Source organism: Cloacibacillus porcorum, from assembly GCF_001701045.1.
Taxonomy (GTDB): Bacteria; Synergistota; Synergistia; order Synergistales; family Synergistaceae; genus Cloacibacillus; species Cloacibacillus porcorum.
Window position 1 is genome coordinate 3,241,970 of record NZ_CP016757.1, and the last position, 19,924, is coordinate 3,261,893.

Annotated in this window: 16 protein-coding genes; 9 read left to right on the forward strand and 7 right to left on the reverse strand. The window is 54.7% G+C overall.

The genetic code is table 11. The features are described 5' to 3' along the window. The 5 genes from cls to BED41_RS14545 all read right to left on the reverse strand — a co-directional run bounded on the left by cls (window position 1) and on the right by BED41_RS14545 (window position 9,155). Window positions 1-1,590, reverse strand: a complete 1,590-nt coding sequence (gene cls / locus BED41_RS14525; protein ID WP_066747926.1) for a cardiolipin synthase — start codon at window positions 1,588-1,590, stop codon at window positions 1-3. 612 nt (window positions 1,591-2,202) lie between these two features. Beyond that, window positions 2,203-2,907, reverse strand: a complete 705-nt coding sequence (locus tag BED41_RS14530; RefSeq protein ID WP_066747930.1) for an FCD domain-containing protein — start codon at window positions 2,905-2,907, stop codon at window positions 2,203-2,205. Between the two features lie 133 nt (window positions 2,908-3,040). Further along, on the reverse strand, window positions 3,041-6,001 hold the full coding sequence (locus BED41_RS14535) for an HD domain-containing phosphohydrolase (protein WP_066747937.1): 2,961 nt from the start codon (window positions 5,999-6,001) through the stop codon (window positions 3,041-3,043). Window positions 6,002-6,645: 644 nt separating this feature from the next. Then, a complete protein-coding gene (locus BED41_RS14540) occupies window positions 6,646-6,906 on the reverse strand; it encodes a Nif11-like leader peptide family natural product precursor (RefSeq protein ID WP_066747939.1) in 261 nt (86 codons plus the stop codon). 287 nt (window positions 6,907-7,193) lie between these two features. Further along, window positions 7,194-9,155 (reverse strand): Ig-like domain-containing protein, encoded by a 1,962-nt coding sequence (locus tag BED41_RS14545; protein ID WP_066747941.1) that lies wholly within the window; start codon window positions 9,153-9,155, stop codon window positions 7,194-7,196. Window positions 9,156-9,343: 188 nt separating this feature from the next. Between BED41_RS14545 and BED41_RS14550 the strand changes: the two genes are divergently transcribed. Both BED41_RS14550 and BED41_RS14555 read left to right on the forward strand, forming a co-directional pair. After that, window positions 9,344-9,709 (forward strand): helix-turn-helix domain-containing protein, encoded by a 366-nt coding sequence (locus tag BED41_RS14550; protein ID WP_066742226.1) that lies wholly within the window; start codon window positions 9,344-9,346, stop codon window positions 9,707-9,709. Between the two features lie 35 nt (window positions 9,710-9,744). Beyond that, entirely contained in the window at window positions 9,745-10,584 is an 840-nt protein-coding gene (locus tag BED41_RS14555; RefSeq protein WP_229712420.1) for an IS3 family transposase, read from the forward strand. A 141-nt stretch (window positions 10,585-10,725) separates the two neighbouring features. Here the strand turns inward: BED41_RS14555 and BED41_RS14560 are convergent, their stop codons facing one another. Beyond that, on the reverse strand, window positions 10,726-11,262 hold the full coding sequence (locus tag BED41_RS14560) for a sigma-70 family RNA polymerase sigma factor (RefSeq protein WP_066747943.1): 537 nt from the start codon (window positions 11,260-11,262) through the stop codon (window positions 10,726-10,728). A 483-nt stretch (window positions 11,263-11,745) separates the two neighbouring features. Here BED41_RS14560 and BED41_RS14565 point away from each other — a divergent pair, with 483 nt between their 5' ends. The 7 genes from BED41_RS14565 to BED41_RS14595 all read left to right on the forward strand — a co-directional run bounded on the left by BED41_RS14565 (window position 11,746) and on the right by BED41_RS14595 (window position 18,771). After that, complete coding sequence (locus tag BED41_RS14565) at window positions 11,746-12,189, forward strand: transposase (protein WP_066742616.1); 444 nt, start codon at window positions 11,746-11,748, stop codon at window positions 12,187-12,189. Then, window positions 12,186-13,055, forward strand: a complete 870-nt coding sequence (locus BED41_RS14570) for an IS3 family transposase (RefSeq protein WP_157102394.1) — start codon at window positions 12,186-12,188, stop codon at window positions 13,053-13,055. The genes BED41_RS14565 and BED41_RS14570 overlap by 4 nt, the downstream gene beginning before the upstream one ends. A 284-nt stretch (window positions 13,056-13,339) precedes the next feature. Then, window positions 13,340-14,818 carry a hypothetical protein gene (locus tag BED41_RS14575; RefSeq protein ID WP_066747946.1) on the forward strand — a complete coding sequence of 493 codons (1,479 nt, stop codon included), beginning with the start codon at window positions 13,340-13,342 and terminating at the stop codon, window positions 14,816-14,818. 120 nt (window positions 14,819-14,938) lie between these two features. Next, the gene (locus BED41_RS14580) at window positions 14,939-15,949 is read left to right on the forward strand and encodes a linear amide C-N hydrolase (RefSeq protein WP_066747949.1); all 1,011 of its coding nucleotides are present in this window, start codon (window positions 14,939-14,941) and stop codon (window positions 15,947-15,949) included. Between the two features lie 289 nt (window positions 15,950-16,238). After that, on the forward strand, window positions 16,239-17,207 hold the full coding sequence (locus tag BED41_RS14585) for a methionine ABC transporter ATP-binding protein (protein WP_066747951.1): 969 nt from the start codon (window positions 16,239-16,241) through the stop codon (window positions 17,205-17,207). Then, window positions 17,197-17,832 (forward strand): methionine ABC transporter permease, encoded by a 636-nt coding sequence (locus BED41_RS14590; protein WP_066747956.1) that lies wholly within the window; start codon window positions 17,197-17,199, stop codon window positions 17,830-17,832. The genes BED41_RS14585 and BED41_RS14590 overlap by 11 nt, the downstream gene beginning before the upstream one ends. Before the next feature lie 159 nt (window positions 17,833-17,991). Then, window positions 17,992-18,771, forward strand: a complete 780-nt coding sequence (locus BED41_RS14595; protein ID WP_066747959.1) for a MetQ/NlpA family ABC transporter substrate-binding protein — start codon at window positions 17,992-17,994, stop codon at window positions 18,769-18,771. A 157-nt stretch (window positions 18,772-18,928) separates the two neighbouring features. Here the strand turns inward: BED41_RS14595 and BED41_RS14600 are convergent, their stop codons facing one another. Continuing rightward, window positions 18,929-19,807, reverse strand: a complete 879-nt coding sequence (locus BED41_RS14600; RefSeq protein WP_168160285.1) for a DMT family transporter — start codon at window positions 19,805-19,807, stop codon at window positions 18,929-18,931. Between the last annotated feature and the right edge of the window lie 117 nt (window positions 19,808-19,924).

Consider the following 19,924-nt stretch of genomic DNA (forward strand, 5'->3'; position numbering starts at 1 on the left):
CTATATCTGCGCCGAGTAGAGGCGTCCGAAGGACTCCAGCAGCTTCTGCCACAGCGGGCGTTTCTCCCACTCGGCGATGTTAAGCTCCTTACAGCGTTTCATGTCGGTCTCGAACTGCCGCGCGAAGGACTCCGCGATCTCCCGGTCGTAGATAAAGAGCTGGTTTTCAAAGTTGATATCGAGGCTGCGGACATCCATGTTGCAGGTGCCGACGGAGGCTATACGGCTGTCGGAGACGACCGACTTCGTGTGGATGAAGCCGTCCTGATACAAAAAGACGCGCACTCCCGCGCGCAGCAGCGGCTCGATATTGCTGCGGCTGCCCCAGAAGACGAGGAAGTGGTCCTTGACGGAGGGCATCATCACGCGCACGTCAACGCCCGAGAGCGAGGAGGCGATGAGCGCGTTCATCAGCTCAGGGCCAGGCACCAGATACGGCGATGTCACCCAGACGCGCCTCTGCGCGCGCGAGATCATCCCGTAATAGCCCTTGGCGATCGAATGCCAGACGCTGTCGATGCCGCTCTCCACAACCTGCAGCGGGATCACCGGCAGATCGGAATAGTCGTCTTTCACCGGCAGGCCGTTTATTATGATGTCAAGATCCTCGCAGATCGCGGCGGGATCGTCCGCGGAGCGCACGCACCAGTCGTGGAGGAATATCGCGTGCAGCGCCGGCACCGCCTCGCCCTCAAGGCGCACAAAGGTGTCGCGCCAGAAACCGAGATGGCCCTTGCCCTCGTATTCCTCGCCGATATTTATGCCGCCGGTGAAGGCCACCCTGCGGTCGACCACCAAAATCTTACGGTGATTGCGGAAATTCATCTTGCGGCGGAAGAGCGGCAGCGAAACTGGCATAAATGAGCGGCACTCGACGCCGGCCTCCTCGAGCTCCTTAACAAAACTGGCCTTGAGGCTCCAGCTGCCGACCGCGTCGTACAGAACGCGCACCTTGACCCCGCGCCGCGCCGCCTCCATGAGCAGGCCGCCGATCTTATGCCCGAGGGCGTCGTCGCGGATGATAAAAAACTCCATGTGGATGAACTTCCGCGCCCCGGCGATCGCCGCCTCCATCGCGGGGAAGGTCTCACTGCCGTTTATCAGGATCTCCACGCGGTTACGCATGAGAAGGTCGGCGCCGCTGCAGGCGTGCAGCATCCTGCCGGTGAGAAACTGGTCCTCCGCCGCCTTTTTGAATGGCGAATGGTCAAAGCTGTACTTCTTCGCCGGACGGAAGAGCCGCCTGTTGCGAATACTCTGCAGGTCCGGGCCAAGGACAAGATACAGGACGACGCCCAAGACCGGCACCAGGATGAGAACGAGCATCCATAATATCGTCCGGTCTGGATTCTGCCCCTCCATAAAGATGATGAAGGCGATAATGATGGAATAGATGATGATGATGTGCCACATATAGCTCTCTATAGTGGCAACGACCTGGTTAAAGACACGCGTAAAATGCTGCGTTACGCCGAGCCCCTCCTCCGTAAGGACGAAAAAATCCGCCAGCGTATCTATTATCGTCGGCAGAAAGCCGAGCAGAAAGGCCGCGATCAGGGCCCAGATTATCCATTTGCCGATTTTATTCATATTGTCACGCCACCGTCCCTTTCCTCTAAGATATTATATGCGAAGAATTATTTTATCGGCAGAATATATGTTCTTTTGCGCCGTTCTGCCTCGGCGCAGTATCACATTTCCTTCAGGCAGGAAAAGAGGTAACTTGCGGTTTAGCTTCTGCCCTTGTAGCCTCCCTCTCTGAGGCGGCCAGAGAGCCGAAATCTTTGATTTCGTGCGATTAGGCTGGTAATTACATCAGAGGTGTTGGCCGCCTATTTTTGGCGGCTGACGGAAGGAGTGTTGCTCTGTATGGCGCGGTTTCCGCGCCATACAGAGCCCGCGGCAAAAGCCGCGGGAGAAACTAAGGTCAACTCTCCCTTAGTCCCTACGGGACAGCTCCCTCGGAGAGGGCGCCAAAATTTTTGATAAACCGCTATTTATCATTTAGCATATTGAAGCTATTCCGCAGTGCGCCCTTGTCCTGTCGTACCGGCCTGCGAGCGGTACCCAGATGCCGGGCTTAACCCCGAACGACTGAACGAAGAGAACCGACTCCAAACAAACGCTCCATGCGAAGAATCGCGCGCAAAAAAACAGGCCCGGGGGCGCGGCTCCGGGCCTGACCGTATGGCGGCGTCTCGTTTATTTGGATACGCTGTCGATAAGGTTCGCTATGTGCCTTTTCATCGTGAGCTCAGCGAGCTCCGGGTCACGCGCCTCGACCGCTTCAAATATCCGGCGGTGCTCGCTGTTGTAGATATGCCCCGCGTCGCGGCGTATCTTCTCAAAGACCCGCCCGTACTCCTCTTTCTTGCGCAGCAGCTCGACGATCGCCTCCAATATCTGATTGTGGCTCGCCGCCGCGAGGGTGCGGTGGAACTCGTTGTCCAGCGCCGACACGGGAGAGCCGCTCTTGGCAAGGCGCTCCTGCTCCTTCACGACGCCGCGAAGCTCCTCTATCTCCGCCGGCGTGGCGTTGAGCGCAGCGAGCCGCGCGACGGTCGTCTCTACCGGCAGACGCGCCTCCAGCAGCTCCAGCAGGTAATTTTTATCGGTGTTTTCAAAGACGTCCAAGAACCCCTCCGTCCATTTGTCGTGCCAGCGCATCTCTTCCAGTTCGCGCAGCCGCCTCTCTCCGTTGGCGGAGATCGTGCGCCCCTGATTGCTTACCTTCTCCGTGTAGCCCTCGTAATCCATATCGCGCAGGACGCGGCCCACCGTAGCCTCGGCCATGGAGAAGCCCTTCTTCTCCAGAAAGCGCTGCACCGACCCCGCCCCCGCGGGTTCGTTCGTCTCTTTGAGAAAGAGAAGTATGTTGTATATTACGTTGTCATGCGACTGTACCAAATCAAACACTCCTATATCCTTGATGCGCCCTTTGTCCAAGGGACCGGCAACATCTGACTGTTAATCATCAAAAGTGATGAGTTAAGGATACCCAATATTTCATTTTATTTCAAGTCCATACAACAGTTTTTCCTCAAGGTTTATCTTCGTCCTTCGTATCATTCAACGGCTCACCGAATATTTTAAGTTCGCCGCTCCTCAAAAGAGCGACCATCGCCGCGGCGATCGCGGGATCGAACTGCCGCCCGGAATTTTTTTCAATCTCGGAGATGATGTATTCAAGGCCGCACGCGGTTTTGTAAGTACGCGCGGTGGCCATCGCGTCAAGCGCGTCCGCGACGCAGATGACGCGCGCGACAAGCGGGATCTCCTCGCCCTTGAGTCCTTTGCTGTATCCTGTGCCGTCGTAGCGTTCATGATGATAGGCGGCGCCGTTCTTGATCTCGTCGATTATCGTGATGTTGCTGAGGATATTTCCTCCCTTGACCACGTGCCGCTTCATAATCTCGAACTCTTCGTCCGTCAGCCGCTCCGGCTTGTTGAGGATGCTGTCCGGTATCCCAATCTTGCCGATGTCGTGAAGCAGCGCCGTGTAATAGAGGTTGTCGAGGTATTCTTTGGAAAAACCCAGCTTCCGGCCAAGCGCGACGGAATATTTCGCGACGCGCGTCGAGTGGCCGCTCGTGTACGGGTCCTTGGCGTCGATGGTATCCGCGATCGCCGCGAATGCCTGCGCCAGAATCGCGCGCAGCTCCTCCTGACGCCTTTCAAGTTTGAGGCTGCGCCGCCGGTAGTAATAGCGGGTGAGGAGAAATATCAGCGCCGCCAGCGATAAGAAAAATAGTACGATCACCACCGGCTCCTCGTAGAAGGCCTTCTCTTTGATTATCGATATCTCAAGCGGCTTCTCGCTCGCGGCGCCGTCGCCGTTAAATCCGCTGAATATGAGCGTGTAGGAGCCACCGGGCAGGTTCGTGTAGCTGATGTTGCTGATATCCTGCTGATTGCCGGTATTCGTCTCGTCTTCAAAACCTTCGAGACGGTATTCCCCAACGTTGTATCCGGGGTTCGTGAAGCTCAGCACGGCAAGGTCGACGGTGAGTCGTTTCGCCCCGCCAGGCATATCTATCCGCTTTGGGTTTTCGTAGACCGTACCGTCCACGATGATCTTGTTAACCACCAGCTTCGGCCGGACGTTGTTCTTTTCAATCCGGTCGGGAACCACGGCGTAGAGGCCGCTGGTGCTGCACAGATAGAAGCTGCCGCGGCCGTCGAAGCTGTTCCATGAGTTGGGCGTCACCGTACTGCCAAGCCCCTCGCGGCGCATGAAGGAGGTCCAGTGCGCCTCCTTGCCCGCGAGCAGCTCTTTCCTGTCCGCCAGGTGTATACCCGTGTCGGCGATCAGCATCAGCCTGCCGTGCGGCCCGTTCTTTATATCAAAAATCCCGCTTGAGACGCGGACCGGGATTTTAAAAGAGCGCGCCTTGCCATCGCGGTCCATAAATGAAATGCCGTTGCCGGCGCTCACCCAGATGCCGCCCTCCTCCGCGTCGTAGAGCATGCGGAGTATCACGTCCGCGCCAAGGCCGTCGGCCTTCGTGTAGTTCGTCATCACGCCGCCGCGCGTCACCGAGAAGATGCCGCCGCCGTCCGTGCCGAGATAGAGCGTCCCGTCATTGCTCTCGCAGGCGGAGAGTATCGTAAGGTTCGTCAGCCCCGATTCGCCGTCAAAGACCCGTATCACCTTCCCGCCGCGTATGATAGCCGCGCCGCTGTTAGTGCTGGCGACGATGTCGCCGTTAGTGAGCTCCATCGCAAGGCGCACCTTGTCGTCCGGCATTCCCTCGGCCCGGCGGTAGTGTTTTAATCCCCCGTCAGGAGATACGCAGATCAGCCCCGACTCGGAGAAGGTGCTTATCCATATCCGCCCGCGGGAATCGCGGATGATGTTGCGGACACGCTTTCCGCGAAGCTCTTTCGTCAGTCCATTTTCATGAAGCCGGAAATCGGCGTCGGCAAGATAGAGCCCCTCGTCCGTGCCGATATAGAGAAGGCCGCCGACGGCAAGGGCCGCGTTCGTCACCGCGGGAGGCAGCTGCAGCGCGAAATTTACATCCATGAATTTATTCTTTGTGAAATACAGCAGCCCCTGACGCGAGGAGGTGACCCAGAATCCTCCCTCATAGTCCTGAAATATCCTTTCGATAGAGCTATTGAGCAGCGCCCCCTCGATCAGGCGGAATTTCAGTTCCTTATCAAAGCGGCCGAGGCCGTTATCAGCACAGACCCACAGATAGCCGTCACTGTCCTCGTAAAGGTCGTTTATGCCCTCAAGTCCCGGCGTCGGGATATATTCGGCGTTCCGCGCGGCACCGTCCGCTCCGAGAGAGAGCATCCCCCCCTCGGAGAGCCCAACGAATATCCGGCCCGAAGAGTGGCGGATAACGCACTGCGCGGTGTGGTCCCGAAGCTCCGGCGCGGTTATCCTCCGGCGCAGCTCTCCATCCTTCAGGACAAAGACCTCCCCCGCGCGCGTCACGCCCCAGATGCCGCCCTCTCCGTCGCATATGAGGTCAAGAACAAAGGCGGTGTCCATATCCCCGAGCGGGATGCGTTCCAGCCCCTCCCGTGTCACGCGCCCAACGCCGCTTGCGGAGCCGAAATATATCGTTCCGTCACGCCCCTCGGTGACGGCGCGGATGGTGTTAAAATGTCCCCCCGTGAGGTCGGGGATATGGCGGAACTTGCCGCCCTCCTCGCGGACAAAGAGGCCGTTGTCGTTGGTGCCAACCCACAGCCGGCTGCCGCGGTCCTCATAGAGGGTGGTGGCGCTCTTGGCCGCGAAACCGCTGCGCCCGCCGGCAAAACGCAGGAAATCGGTGCAGTCGTAGCGCAGGAGGCCGCTGTAGGAGGCGACCCAAACGTAACCGTCGGCGGTCTGTAATACGTCGTTCGCCTCGTCCGCCCCCAGGCCGCTCCCTAAATTGAATAGGGTCTGCTTATATTCGGAAAGGAACACATGATCGGCACAAGCCTGCACCGGTGTCGATAGCAGTATAAAAAAGATTGCGGCCATCTGAAAAAATTTTCGCATCCCCGCACCTCGGATAAAGTATGTTAGGTCCAGTCATTATAAGTGTTCGGAGGTATGCAAGTCTATCTAATTCGGGGAAAACCGGGGCGAACGCATCGATAACGCTCAAAGGCGATAAATGACGATTTATCATTTCCCTTATCGAAGGTAAGTAACGGTTTAGCTTTTGACTTGCCCTCTTGCCTCCCTCTCTGAGGCGGCCAGGGAGCCGAAATCTTTGATTTCGTGCGATTCGGCTGGTAGTTACATCAGAGGTGTCGGCCGCCTGTTTTTGGCGGCTGACGGAAGGAGTGTTACTCTGTTTGGCTCGGGAACCGCGCCAAACAGAGCCCGCGGCAAAAGCCGCGGGAGAACCTAAGGTCAACTCTCCCTCAGTCTCGGCGAAAAACATCGCCGAGCCAGCTCTGATGTAACTACCAGCCGAATCGCACAAATCAGAAGAACTCTGATTTGGCTCCCTGGCCGCCTCACAGAGGGCGCCTTTAAGGGCAAAGTCAAAAGAAAGGTTAAACAGCTATTTATTTTTTACACTCTCAAAGCTAAACCGCTATTTATCTCTTTTCTCTAACCAAAGATGGATCGGCGTTTAGACACGCCGCTGATTTAGCTCAACAGGACCGGAGACCGGCGGCCAAGAGCCGCCGTCACATGCAATTGCCCCACATACCCATCACGATATCACGCAGGTCGCCGGGGCCGAACAGACGGCGCTCCTCTTCCGTCATGAGGTAAAATTCGCGGCAAAGCACGTCGTCCAGTTCCTTGGGGGTGAATGAGTATCCGAGCGCGCGGAGTGCCATACCGTGTTCTCTTTTGGGCAGCATGGTGATCTCTATACATTTACCGCGTATAGTTGTATCTTCCATCAGGTCGCGGAAGAATCGTTTCGCGTCTTTTAAGCGCAATTCGTCTCACTCCTGTTCTGTGGTTGAGGGTACAGCCCGTCACCGCCGGCAGGCTATTTTTCGAGAAAGGTTTTATCTCTTTCCGTATATAAGCATTTTACGGAACTCTCTATCCATATCGCACCTCGTGAGTCAACAGGCAAAAGATGAGGAAGAGACAGATTGAAAAGAGTATCGCGATCAACAGCGGCGCGTGGAATCCTCGATGTTTCGCAGACATCCGATCATCTCCCGGCATAATGGCACACGGAACGGAGTTTTTCATTCTCCGTTCCGTGTTTTAGCCTTTATTTACCGCCTTTGTTTTTCCTGACTGCGCAGGGAAGGAGCGTCAAAAGCGCGAGCGCGCCTAGCCCCAGCCCAGCGTTGCAGCCGCCGGAACCGCCTCCTGAGCCGCCGCCGGAGTCCGGCGTGACTTTGACCGCACACTCGGCGCTCGCCGCGCCGTCCGCGGTGGAAGCCTTTATCATACATTTTCCCTCGGAGAGCGTGGTGACATTACCCTGTCCGTCAACTTTGGCTATCTTTTCATCACTGCTGCTCCAGACAAGCGGCTGTTCTGCGATGCCGTTAAAGGAGACTGTGATTTTTTCCTTTGTGCCTTTGTACATAGTCATAGAGGCCGGTGTCAGGACGATGCCCTCCGCCTGCGTTTTTTCCGTCACTGTCACCGCGCACGACGAGGTTTTGCCGCCGGGCGTGGAGGCCGTTATGACGGCAGTTCCCGTGCCAAGCGCCTTTACGACGCCTGTGCTGGAGTCTACTGCGGCAATATCCGGCTTGTCGCTGCTCCAGATTATCTTTTCGGAGGTTCCTTCGGGAGCAAAGATAACGGATAACTGCGTGGCATATCCTTTAACAATGGTAAGTGCGGAGGGGGTCACCTCTATAGCCGTGGTCTTAGGGGCAGGCTCTTCGACGTCTTCGGAGAGCGGCGTTATCTTTCTGCCGGGTCCGATAAGACATATTGGCTTGCTGGCAAAATCGGTCTTATTGTCGCCGTTGTTATTGCGCCCCTCAACAAAGAGATAGAACTCTTCGCCGCTTTTGTATTCGGGGATGGTGAAGGTAACGTCGCCGCTTTTGTCGGCGGCGGCCGCAAGGCTCTTTATCCGCCCATAGTACAGGGCTCTGTCGCCGCTTGTGACGGCGGCGGCGAGGTGGTAGCCCACGCCGGTGGAGGCGCCTGAGTACCTTACCTTCACGTCAAGGTTGACGGCGCCGTTCGAGATCGAGAAGTCCCCGCTCGTTAAGTCGGCAGAGGCCAGTTTGTATGTATTTGTCGCGAGGGTCAGTTTGTGTTCGTATTTTCCTTTATCGTTGGAGGCGTAGGTTTGTTTATGGAGCGAGGCGGTCAGGCCATCCTGTTTCCCGCCTGCGGCGGGAGATGTGAAGATGATGTTTTTAAGATTCAGACGAAAAGCCGGACGAAGGCCGAAAACCATCATGAAATGGTGGAAACTGTTGATCATGCCGTCAGGGAGGATGTCCATCGCCATGAAGTGCAGGGGGACGTTGCCAATTCCGCCCGCGCTGTGGAGGGAACGAAGCCACCAATAACCATACTTATTGTTACCTTCGATCTCGGCTCCCTGCGACAGGGCATAGTCGGTAAGCTCCGCTTTGCGGGAATTATCATCGACAAAACCGTATTTCCTGCCTTTCGCTAACGGCTCGCTTGACGGGTCGGAACTGTCAACATCGGAGAGGGAGAGGAGGAATATTTTATCGGTCGTCTTGGGACCGGTGGGAGCACCCCATGCGCTCGAGTTGTCCACATCCGCCTTTATTATCCCGCCGCCTTCGCCCACGGAGAAGGCCTTCTCGTAGAAGGAATAGGGCTTCGGGTTCCTCACCGTTATCTTGGTCACATCCGCGGAGACCGACTCGACATATTCTTTGCCGTTGAGGAATTTGCGGATCTCCGATTCGCTCCACCAGCAATAGTATGGATCGGTATTGCTGTAATCGGGGTTGAATGGCACGCCGCTGTCCAGTAGCTTTTCCGAAAGCATGAGCGCCGTCTTGTCGCCGCTCACTTCGAGCACGCGCCAGAGAACGGGCTCCTCATTGAAGTCAGGAGATGTGCCGGACTGCGGATAGCTGCCGTAATATACGACATCCGCGCTCGTCAGCGCCGCCGCGGGCCGCGCCGTGTTCAGTATTAGTGTAAGTGAAAGTAAGAGAAGAATTAAAATAAAGGGACAGGGATATCTTAAACTCGACTTTACTTCCTGGGGGGGGGGCACTCTCGTTCAATACAAAAATATTACAGTGGTCTCTGTTCTGAGTTTTCAACTTAGTTCGCTCCTTTGCACTGCTAAACTAATCCTGTACATATAGGGGGTAAAAGTGAGACAAGATATAATTGTCTTTTATACATGACAATAATATCTTGTGGCACAAGAGCCATGTTTATATGCACAGGAGGCCTGTAATGCGATACACGAAAGAAGAGCGTCTTGAAATCGGACGAAAAGTTTATGAGGGGATAATGACACGTTACGAGGCTGCCGAAGCCTACGGCATCAGCGACGACACGGCTAGGGACTATATGCGGATGTATCGTGATTCCAACAGTCTGCCGCCCAAGTCTTCCGGAAACGGTTCGGACAGTTATGTTTACAAGCCTTCCGAAAGACAGCCTGACCTATCAGATTATGAGTCCATGACAAAAAAAGAACTCATTGTTGAGTTGATTAAAGCGAAAGTAGCGGAAGCAAGATTAAAAAAAGGCTACGAGGTGAAAGGAGATGGTCCGGTAAAGGAATATATCCTTTTAGACAGCTCGAATACCAAGTAATTCTGGAACTATCCGAGTATTTTCCTGTAGTCATCCTGTGCCGTGTGACGGGGATTCCCAGAAGCAGCTTCTATAACTGGAAACGCAGCCTGTTTGAACCGTCCAAAAGAGCGAGGGATTTTGCTAGAAGCGTAATGCTCTTTATGGAATATCATAAAAGATATCCGTCGCACGGATACAGATGGCTTAACGCGAAGATACGCCTTGACACCGGAATAGTCCATTCAGATCCGTACGCCTATAAATGTTGCAGGGCTGCCGGTATAAAGAGCAAGGCAAAACACTACCGTTATAAAAAACCAGGCAATCCGTACAGATTATTCCCCAACCTGCTTCTTGCAGGCCTGCCGGTATACTCACCGATGCAGTACATAGCGAGCGATATGACGGCATTCTGCTTCAAAGGTACGTACTATGAGCTGACACTGTATATGGACCTATGGAACAACGAAATAGTAAGCCATGCGTTGTCTTCAAGGCGCGGAGACAGAATGACATACATAGACGGGCTGGAAGGACTGATAATGAATAAAGATAAAAAAACGGAATGGCAGACGATACTGCACACAGACCAGGGCGCGGTATACGCCTCCAAGAAATACAACGACATCTTGGAACTGAACCATATAGCCCACTCCATGTCCAGAAGCGGAACTCCTACGGACAATGCGGCGATGGAAGCGATAAACGGCTGGCTGAAAGCGGAGCTGTTTACAGACTTTCATGTAACAGGCAAAGAAAACATAGAGCGGGAGATAGAGGAATACATAAAATTCTTCAATGAAGAGCGTCCGGCCTATGCTTTGGGATACATGACGCCGAAACAGTATAAGGAGGCGTATAGCGGAAACGGCAGTTTTAGGAGTAGGACGTAACGAGATACCCCCCTACTATACAGAGTTAAGCAAGTCAACTGTCCAGGTTTTGTTGACTAGTGCACTTCGTTATTATTTTTACCTTATTGGTAGGTAGTTTTACTTAGTGCAGTATAGCATAATTTACTTAATCCAGGCAATTTATTCGTTCATGGCCTTTTTTATCTTTTTACGGATCGTTTTGAGGCGCGCCGCGACGGCCTGCTGGCTGACGCCCAGGGTGCGCGCGATCTCCCGCTGGCTGCAGCCCTCAAGGAGCGCCAGCGTGATGTCGAACTCATCGGGGGAAAGGGCGCGCATGAGCGTCTCGCGCAGTTCGATTTCGCGGTAGTTTTGTTCTTCCGCGCCAAGTATCTCTTCCAGCTCTTCGAGCGGCAGCTCTTTGCCGGCGGCGTGCGCGCGGCGGAGGCGCGCCGCGGCGTCCCTTATGTATCCGGGCAGGTGGTTTTTGAGGAAAAGCGCGAGCCATTGGGGGTCGGGGCATTTGGGGACGAGGATGAGCAGCGCGAGACAGCCCTCCTGCACGAGGTCGTCGTATTCCGCGCCGCGCCCCTGGTAGCGTTTCGCAACGGCCTTTACAAGCGGCTTGTAGGCACGGACAGCCTCCGGTATGGGGACGGTGTTCAGCCGTGGTACGGGTAGGGGAGACAAGTGAACGTTCTGGTTCTCTTTCTGCATTGTCGCAGTCCTCCTTATTGGGTTTTGTAAAGTCAAGGTGTGACAACTTTAACAGTGGGAGGAGACGAGGAAGGCGACAACGCCGCGCGGGGGGCCGGGGGTTGGGGGGTGCTGGTTGTTTGGTTGTGTGATAAGGAGGAGGGGGAATCGGTAAGGTAAAAGATAAATTACGATTTAGATTTTGACTTTGCCCTTACAGCCTCCCTCTCCGAGGCGGCCAGGGAGCCGAAATCTTTGATTTCGTGCGATTCGGCTGGTAGTTACATCAGAGGTGTCGGCCGCCCGTTTTTGGCGGCTGACGGAAGGAGTGTTGCTCTGTATGGCGCGGAAAGCGCGCCATACAGAGCCCGCGGCAAAAGCCGCGGGAGAACCGAAGGTCAACTCTCCCTCACCCCGCTTCGTGAACAGCATCCCGAAAATCGGACAGCCAAATAAAGCCCCTGGATTATAATAAAACTAAATACATATAAAGGGGGATCTTCTATGCGTAAACGTAAAACGGAAGAAAGAATAAGAGCAATTGAGATGCACAAACAGGGAATTCCACGAAGGCGGATTGCTGAAGAACTTGGTGTTAGTCCTGATTCTATTAAAACATGGATATCTTTATATAAGAGCGGACAGAAGGACTTACTGGATGATACAAGGAAAAAAAGAACCTACAGCAAGGCTGTAAAACTTGAAGCTGTTTCGGCTCATTTAGAAGAGGGACGTACTATGGTAGATGTTACCTCATCTTTTAACATTTCAAGTCCCTCTCTTTTAAGACGATGGTGTAAGGAATTTATCGAACAAGGGGATATTTCTAGTTCAAAACGTGACTGTCCAGATAAGAAATTGGAAGTTACAAATAGCATAGAAAAGATCAAAGAGCTGGAAATGCAGGTCGACGTATTAAAAAAAGCCTTAGAGCTGCAAAGGTGGTGATAGAAAGAAATATTAAATACAGAATCATTTTTGAATTTTCAACAAAACATTCTGTCTGTGGAATGTGTAGATTTTTGTCCGTATCACGCTCTGCATACTACAGTTGGCTAAAGCGGCGTGGAATGGAAGATAAAGACGGTCCTCTCATAGAAGCAATAAGAACGGGACAGGATATCAACAAAAACACTTATGGGTACAGGCGAATGACTCTGTGGCTCAACAACTTCATTGGCATTCATGTAAACAATAAGAGGGTAAGGCGTGTTATGAAAAAAGCAGGACTTCAAGCGGAAATAAGAAAAAAGAAAAAGTTTAAAGTGATGTCAGGAAATATCCACAGCTATGAGAATATCCTGAACAGAGAATTTCGTTCCGACAGACCAAACCAGAAACTGGTTACTGATATCACATATATACGAACAAAAAAGGGTAATATATTCCTCTCCATGATAAAAGATCTCTTTGATAATTCCATACAGGGATATCAAATCAGTCGTAATAATAATATTAAGTTAGTAACCGATACATTGAAGAAAGCATTTGAAAACAATAATAAGGTGGTCGCTGATGGACCAATCCTCCACAGCGACCAGGGGTTTCAATATACAAGCCATGCATATTTCAACCTGACACAAAGATACGGACTCAAGGTCTCGATGTCAAGGAAAGGAAATTGTTTGGATAATGCCTGTGCAGAAAACTTCTTTAGTCACATTAAATCAGAACTCGTCAACCGAGTAAAATGGGAGAACTACGAGGAGGCTAAAGATGCTATAGACGAATATATAAGGTATTATAATAACGACAGGATACAGATAAAATTGAAAAAGGCTCCGATGCAATATCGAAGTCTCTTTATTGAATAAATTTTTGATACCCTTGGGAGCTTTTATAGCGCTGTGCGGTTTTCGGGACTCTGTTCATCGCGGGGAGCTCCCTCAGAGAGGGCGCCAAAATCTTTGGTAAATCGGCGTTTATACGCGCAGCTGACTTTGTAACAACGTCAGGCATGACGCTGCCGAACAATGCGGGCAGGGGCGTGAGAGATTCATGTTCTCCCCGAAATCCCGCCGGGCGCACATTTGTTTATATCATTATTGCAGGATTCTTTATATAATTAGGATGAATCTATGGAGAGGACGATGTGCCAATGAGACGCGGCTTTTTTACAATTTTTCTGTTCTTATGCCTCCTCTGCGCCCCCGTGCGCGCCGAAGCGGTAAAGCTCTCCATCGAGATACCATCCGTGTACGAGACGGTGCTTGAATCGGGGCGCGACTTTTATGTGGCCGGGCGCATCGACCGCGAGGGGATATCTCCCGCCGAACTGCCCATCGACATCCGCGTGGAGGTGGCGGAGGCCGGACTGATGCGCGACGGCATAAGGATACCGCTGCGCACCGTCGAAAGCCACGTCGACAGGACAAGCGGCCTCACGCCGCGCCGCGATATCTGGTTCCGTTATGAGGGGAAAGCCCCCTGGACAAAGCTCTCTCCTGAGGAGCTGATGGCCTCGCCGCCGCCGGATCTCGTCTACCGTCACGGCGACCCACAGTCCTTTTACGACCCCCGGCTCAAAGCGGCGGTGACGGAAGAGGGTTACGCCGCACTGGTACAGGGCGGCAATACAAAGGATTTTGACAGCGACTATAAAAAGTTATACCGAGACGATCTCGAATGGAAGTATTACCGCGTCACCGTCTCCGCGATATCCGGAGGCCGGGTCCTCGCGGAGCGTTATGTCGACGTGATGCTCGGCTCCGTGCCGGACAAGATGCTCGCGCGTTTCTCCCCGCCAGCCCATATGAAAAAGGTGACGGAGTTCGCCGCCGCCAGGGGCTATCGGATATACGGAGACCCCTTCCCCGGCTACTGGTTCCGCGGCCTTCCCGGGACCTATGAGATTCCGCTGCGCTGGCGGTTCAACGACGCGCTTGAATATAATTCCGGCAGGGTCCACGCCGTACTCTATAACATACCGGAAAAGCGCAGCGCCTCGCAGGAGGTGGAGTTGGGGCGCATTGCCTTTGAGGGGCGGATGTTCCGCGACGACGAGGTATGGTTTTACTGTTATGACACCGGCGAGCCCTCGCTGAAATATGCCGCCTGGGACGGCGAGCATGTGAAGGATGGAAAGATCATAAAGCTCTATGAGGGAGAACGGCTGCGCTTCACGCGCGCGGAGATAGGCGCGCGCCCGGAGAAATACTTCCCCACGCGGAACGCGGGAAATGTCGACTGGAACGTCTACGATTCCGTGGCTGCGGCTCCCGGTCTGCCGGTGACACTCTACGGAGTGGTGCCGCCGATCCAGCCGCCGCTCTCGGAGGTGGAACAGAACGACGACGGCACCTACACGATCAAAAACCGTATCGCCAAGATACGCTACCGCCTGGAGGAAAAGAGTACGGGCGAGGTGATCGAGAAGGATTTTCCCACCGGCCTCGAGCGCTATTATGATCCTCGGGACGAAAAATGGGCCTCGCCGTCGATCTATGAGTTCCGCCACACGATAACGGTGCCGGGCGGCGGGAAAAGACGGCTCTACACCGTCACCACCGAGGCCTTCGACAGCCGCGGCGAGCCGGTCGGCGGGGCGGAGACGATGTTTTACCTCTGGATACGGTAACAAAACCGGCCATTTGGACGATAGTTCCCCGCAGGATGACGTATTACAATACTCCCGAATTTGGCGGTCCTCTAAGGACCATATATCACTTCACCACATCTCAAATTTGGAGGTAACAATATGAAACGTGTAATACACGAAATCGCCGCCGCGGCGGTCCTTTCGCTCTTCCTGCTCCCCGCCGGAGCCGCTTTAGCCTGCACATGGGCCGTTTACAGCGGAGGCACGTCGTCTGTCGTAGCACGGACTATGGACTGGTATTCCGACGACGGCGCCGTAGTCGAAGGACACGGAAGGAATGTGGCGGTGAAGGCGGCCGACACCCCCAACGCGCTGGAGTATAAGTCAAAATATGCGAGCATTCAGATCAGAGGCGGCGTCTCCGGCCTCGTTTCGGAGGCGATGAATGAAAAGGGGCTCCAGTGCAGCCTGCTCTTCCTTGACGGTTCGCAGCTGCCGGTACCGTCGCCGCAGCACAGGGACGTCGGCATCGCCAATTTCGTCAGCTATATCGTCTCCAACTTCGCGACCGTGAACGAGGCTCTCGCCGCCCTGCCGTCGATCAACGTCTATCCGGCCGCGTTCCATAGTATTCAGGGTTCCAATGGTCCGCGGCTTGACTATGAGACGCAGAATACCCCTCTCCACTTCGCCGTTGCCGACACCGGCGGAGACCGGGCGGTGATCGAGTTTATAGACGGCGCTGTGAAGGTCTACCACGGCAGCCAATACGACGCGATGACCAACGAGCCGCATTACGACGTGCATCTCTACCTAGACAGCGCGGGATACCAGCCGAACGGCACCAATCTGCCCGTCGACCGCCGCGCGAGGGCCAGAATGTATCTCGCCGATATGCGGGGGCGTAAAGTGGACGGCAGCCCGCGCACGCTGCTCGCGATGCGCGGCCTTCTGGCCACGGTCAACGCCGGAACGGAGCAGGTCGACCCGGTGGAGAACGAAGTTTACCCGACAATGTGGTCGGTGCTGGCCGATCAGGAGAACCGGGCCTACTACCTCTCGCGGTATAACACCTGGAACACGGAGTATTATGATTTTTCCATGTTCCCCTTTGAGCAGGCCAAGGTCGTGAAGCTCAAAACCACCGCGAAGCCTCCCGTCATCAAATAAGAGAGGCAATCCGACGCAGGGCTGACGGCATAACGGGGTTGACAATCGCGCCAATCATTACTACAATGTGTCCCATATTTGGAGAAGGAGGAGCAAACATGAGATCTAGTACCGGCTATTTTGCCAACAACATGATGATGTGCATGTACACGCAGGGCTCCTCTTGTGATTTACCGGACGCCTAGAGCGTCGCGCGCGTAAAATCATAAGACCGAGCCTTGAGGCTCGGTCTTTTTTTGTGAAGAAGAAGTTTTATAAAATCAAGATTTTGTGCGAAGGATGGATCTGTATGATCGAAATCAATAATCTGGGGAAATATTTCGGCGACCATAAGGTGCTCTCCGACATCTCCCTTGAGGTGAAGAAGGGCGACGTATTCGGCATCGTCGGCCATTCCGGGGCGGGAAAATCGACACTCCTACGCTGCCTCAACGGCCTCGAAAGCTACAGCGAGGGCAGCGTGCGCGTCGGCGGCAAGGAGGTAAAGGACCTTGACGAAAGTGAGCTGAAGCTCCTGCGCCGCGATATGGGGATGATATTCCAGAACTTCAACCTCATGAACAGAAAGGATGTCTATGAGAACATCCTCTTCCCTCTCAAGGTATGGGGCACCCCTAAAAACGAGGCGGCGGCGCGCGCCGACGAGCTGCTAGAACTGGTCGGCCTCACGGGGAAAAAGCATGAGAAGGTGCGCAACCTGAGCGGCGGGCAGAAGCAGCGCGTCGGTATCGCCAGGGCGCTCGCGCTGAACCCCGAGATACTGCTCTGCGACGAAGCCACCTCGGCGCTCGACCCCAAGACGACGATCTCGATCCTCGAACTGCTGATGGATATCAATAAAAAACTCAACGTCACCATCATCGTCGTCACACACCAGATGGAGGTCGTGAAGATGATCTGCAACAAGGTCATCATCCTTGACGGCGGCGAGATCGTCGCCTCCGGCGAGACCGACAAGCTCTTCCTCGCCCCCGGCGAGGAGCTGCGCAAGCTCATCACCGACGACTACGCCGTCATCCCCTCCGGCACCAACATCCGCCTGATGTTCCCACGCGAGGTCGCCAACGACAGCATCATCACGAATATGGCGCGCGACCTTGACATCAACTTTTCTATCGTCGGCGGGCGCATCGAAAAGTACCGCGAGACGGTGATGGGCTTCCTCATCATAAACGTCGCCGACGAGGACGTGGCGAATATCGAAAAATGGCTTGGAGAAAACAAGATGTACTGGGAGGTAATGAAAGATGGGCAGTGAGCTTGTAGCGGCGCTTTGGGAAACTATATATATGGTGGTCGTCTCCACCTTCTTCTCGGGGATATTCGGCTCCGGCGTGGCGATCCTGATGATAATCACGGGGCCGAACGGACTGAAGCCCAACAAGGCCATATACGGCGTACTCGACGTGGCGGTAAACCTGCTCCGCTCCTTCCCCTTCATCATCCTGCTGATCGCGATTATCCCGCTGACACGCCTCATCGCCGGCACCTCTATCGGCAGCACCGCCTCGATAGTGCCGCTGACGATCGCGGCGACACCCTTCGTGGCGCGCCTCATGGAGGGCAGCCTGCTTGAGGTCGACCGCGGCGTCGTGGAGGCGGCAAGGTCATTCGGGGCCTCCACCACGCAGATCATCTTCGGCGTGATGATAAAAGAGGCGATGCCCGCGATAGTCCTCAACTGGGCGATCGTCGCGATAAACCTTCTCGGCTACTCCGCGATGGCGGGAGTCGTCGGCGGGGGCGGACTCGGCGATCTTGCGATAAAGTACGGCTACAACCGTTTCCAGACAGACGTAATGGTATATTCCGTCGCGATCCTCATCGTGATCGTCCAGGTGATCCAGTACGCCGGAAACTATGTCTACGAGAAGATCAGATAACGGGGGTGGTGTCGAATAGAATATGAAATGAGCACCACGCGCCTAAAGCAGGAACCTGCCCGTTTAGCGGCTGATACATCTAATCAGCGGAATATGCGTTAGTAGTTATTTAGGTAAAACGAACTTAAATAAAAAAACCAAAAGGAGAGTAAAAACACAATGAAGAAAATCGCACTCGCACTTCTCGCCGCACTCATCATCCCCGCCGCCGCCTTCGCCGCCGGCAAAGAGATCAAGGTCGGAGTCACCCCCTTCCCGCACAAGGATCTCATGAACGTCGTCAAGGAGCTCGTCGCGAAGGACGGCTATGACCTCAAGATCGTCGAATTCACCGATTACGTGACGCCGAACACCGCGCTCGCCGAAAAGGCCCTCGACGCGAACTTCTTCCAGCACATCCCCTATCTCGAAAACACCAACAAAGAGAGGGGCTATGATCTCGTTTGGGTCGCGAAGATACACATCGAGCCGCTGGGACTCTACTCAAAGAAGATCAAGAAGATAGACGAACTCAAGAACGGCGCGCAGATAGCGATCCCCAACGACGCGACGAACTGCGCCCGCGCCCTGCGCCTGCTTGAGAAGAGCGGCCTTATCAAGGTCAAAGCCGGAGAGCTCGTGACGGCGAAGGACATCACCGAGAACCCGAAGAACCTCAAGATCCGCGAACTTGATGCCGCCCAGCTTCCCCGCACCCTTCAGGATGTGGAGGCCGCCGTCATCAACACCAACTTCGCCGGCGAAGCGGGCCTCATCCCCGCCAAAGACGCGATCGTGATCGAGGGCAAGGACTCTCCCTACGCGAACGTCCTCGTCGTGCGCGGCGCGGATAAGGACAGCCCCGCAGTGAAGGCGCTCGTGAAGGCCTCCAATTCCAAAGAGGTCAAAGACTACATCAACAAAAATCTCGTGCCGAAGGGCATTGTCCCCGCGTTCTAAGAACACCAAATCCCCGGCTTGACGCCGAGGAGCTAAGAATCCAACAAGAAAAACCGACGCCCTCCCGTCTGTATTCGGGAGGGCGTCATTCTATCGAACGGACGGCTGACAAACTATGGCTTGTCTTAACACAAGCGGCCTGTCCGGCCATAGCCGCCTATAAGGTCACCAGTATCGAACCTCCGACCGCCAGCGCGATCCCCGCCCACTGCGAGGGGCGTATCCTCTCCTTATAGACAAACATCGCGAGTATCGAGGCGATTATCGGGTTTGAGGCCCCTATCGGCGTGGCGACGGCGGGAGAGACGTACTCCAGCGCGCGCGAATAAAACCAGGCACCGAAGCCCAGCGAGCAGATCCCCGCCAGCAGACCGTAGAGGGAATCGCTCTTGAGAAAGACCCGCCAGGCGTTAAGATCTTTCTTGACCACAAGCACGCGAAAAAACCAGATCAGAAAGGCGAGCGTAAAAAAGGTGACGCCGCGCCCCAGCACAATCGTCGCGGGCGAGAGTCCCTCCACCAGCAGCTCTTTATTGAATACGAGCCCCGCGGCCCAGAAAATACTGGCAAGGAAGGCATAGGCAAGGCCGGAGACGGAAAGCTTTCCCTCGTCCTTGTCCGAATGGCAGAGCAAAGCGACACCTGCGACGACAAAGAGCGTACCGGTGATTATCGTCAGCGTAAGCGGCGAACCGAAGAATAGGTACGAGGCAAGCGCGACAAGAATCGGGTAGGAGCTGGCTATCGCCGAGCCGCGCGCGACGCCGAGCCGGTGCAGCGCGAAAAATAGAAATACGTCGCCGATGACGTTGTTACAGAGCACGAGAGCGGCAAAAATCAGCGCCTCCGAGGCCCCCAGCCGCGCCACATCCGCCCCGTGCACGAAAGAGACCAGCCCGACGGCGCAGAGCAGGCCGCCGCAGGAGCGCATCAGCGACATCTCCGATGCGTCCAGCCCCTTTATCCCCCGCAGCAGAAAAGAGGTGCTGCCCCAACAAAAACAGGTAACTACACTCAGAAAAATTCCATAAAGCACGATATCACCGGCGTATCATAAATTTAATCGGTGCGCGGCCACGCAGGCGACTATATTATATAATATCAGAATAAACGCCGCTGTCATTACCCTGGGTGAGGCGGCGAAGCAAAAGTA

What these genes read in the sequence shown, in the direction of transcription:
- BED41_RS14575 (WP_066747946.1), top strand. Translation starts at nt 13,340, where the DNA reads ATGAGACGCGGCTTTTTTACAATTTTTCTGTTCTTATGCCTCCTCTGC.
- BED41_RS14580 (WP_066747949.1), top strand. Translation starts at nt 14,939, where the DNA reads ATGAAACGTGTAATACACGAAATCGCCGCCGCGGCGGTCCTTTCGCTC.
- cls (WP_066747926.1), bottom strand. Translation starts at nt 1,590, where the DNA reads ATGAATAAAATCGGCAAATGGATAATCTGGGCCCTGATCGCGGCCTTT.
- BED41_RS14535 (WP_066747937.1), bottom strand. Translation starts at nt 6,001, where the DNA reads ATGCGAAAATTTTTTCAGATGGCCGCAATCTTTTTTATACTGCTATCG.
- BED41_RS14585 (WP_066747951.1), top strand. Translation starts at nt 16,239, where the DNA reads ATGATCGAAATCAATAATCTGGGGAAATATTTCGGCGACCATAAGGTG.
- BED41_RS14595 (WP_066747959.1), top strand. Translation starts at nt 17,992, where the DNA reads ATGAAGAAAATCGCACTCGCACTTCTCGCCGCACTCATCATCCCCGCC.
- BED41_RS14590 (WP_066747956.1), top strand. Translation starts at nt 17,197, where the DNA reads ATGGGCAGTGAGCTTGTAGCGGCGCTTTGGGAAACTATATATATGGTG.
- BED41_RS14550 (WP_066742226.1), top strand. Translation starts at nt 9,344, where the DNA reads ATGCGATACACGAAAGAAGAGCGTCTTGAAATCGGACGAAAAGTTTAT.
- BED41_RS14560 (WP_066747943.1), bottom strand. Translation starts at nt 11,262, where the DNA reads ATGCAGAAAGAGAACCAGAACGTTCACTTGTCTCCCCTACCCGTACCA.
- BED41_RS14565 (WP_066742616.1), top strand. Translation starts at nt 11,746, where the DNA reads ATGCGTAAACGTAAAACGGAAGAAAGAATAAGAGCAATTGAGATGCAC.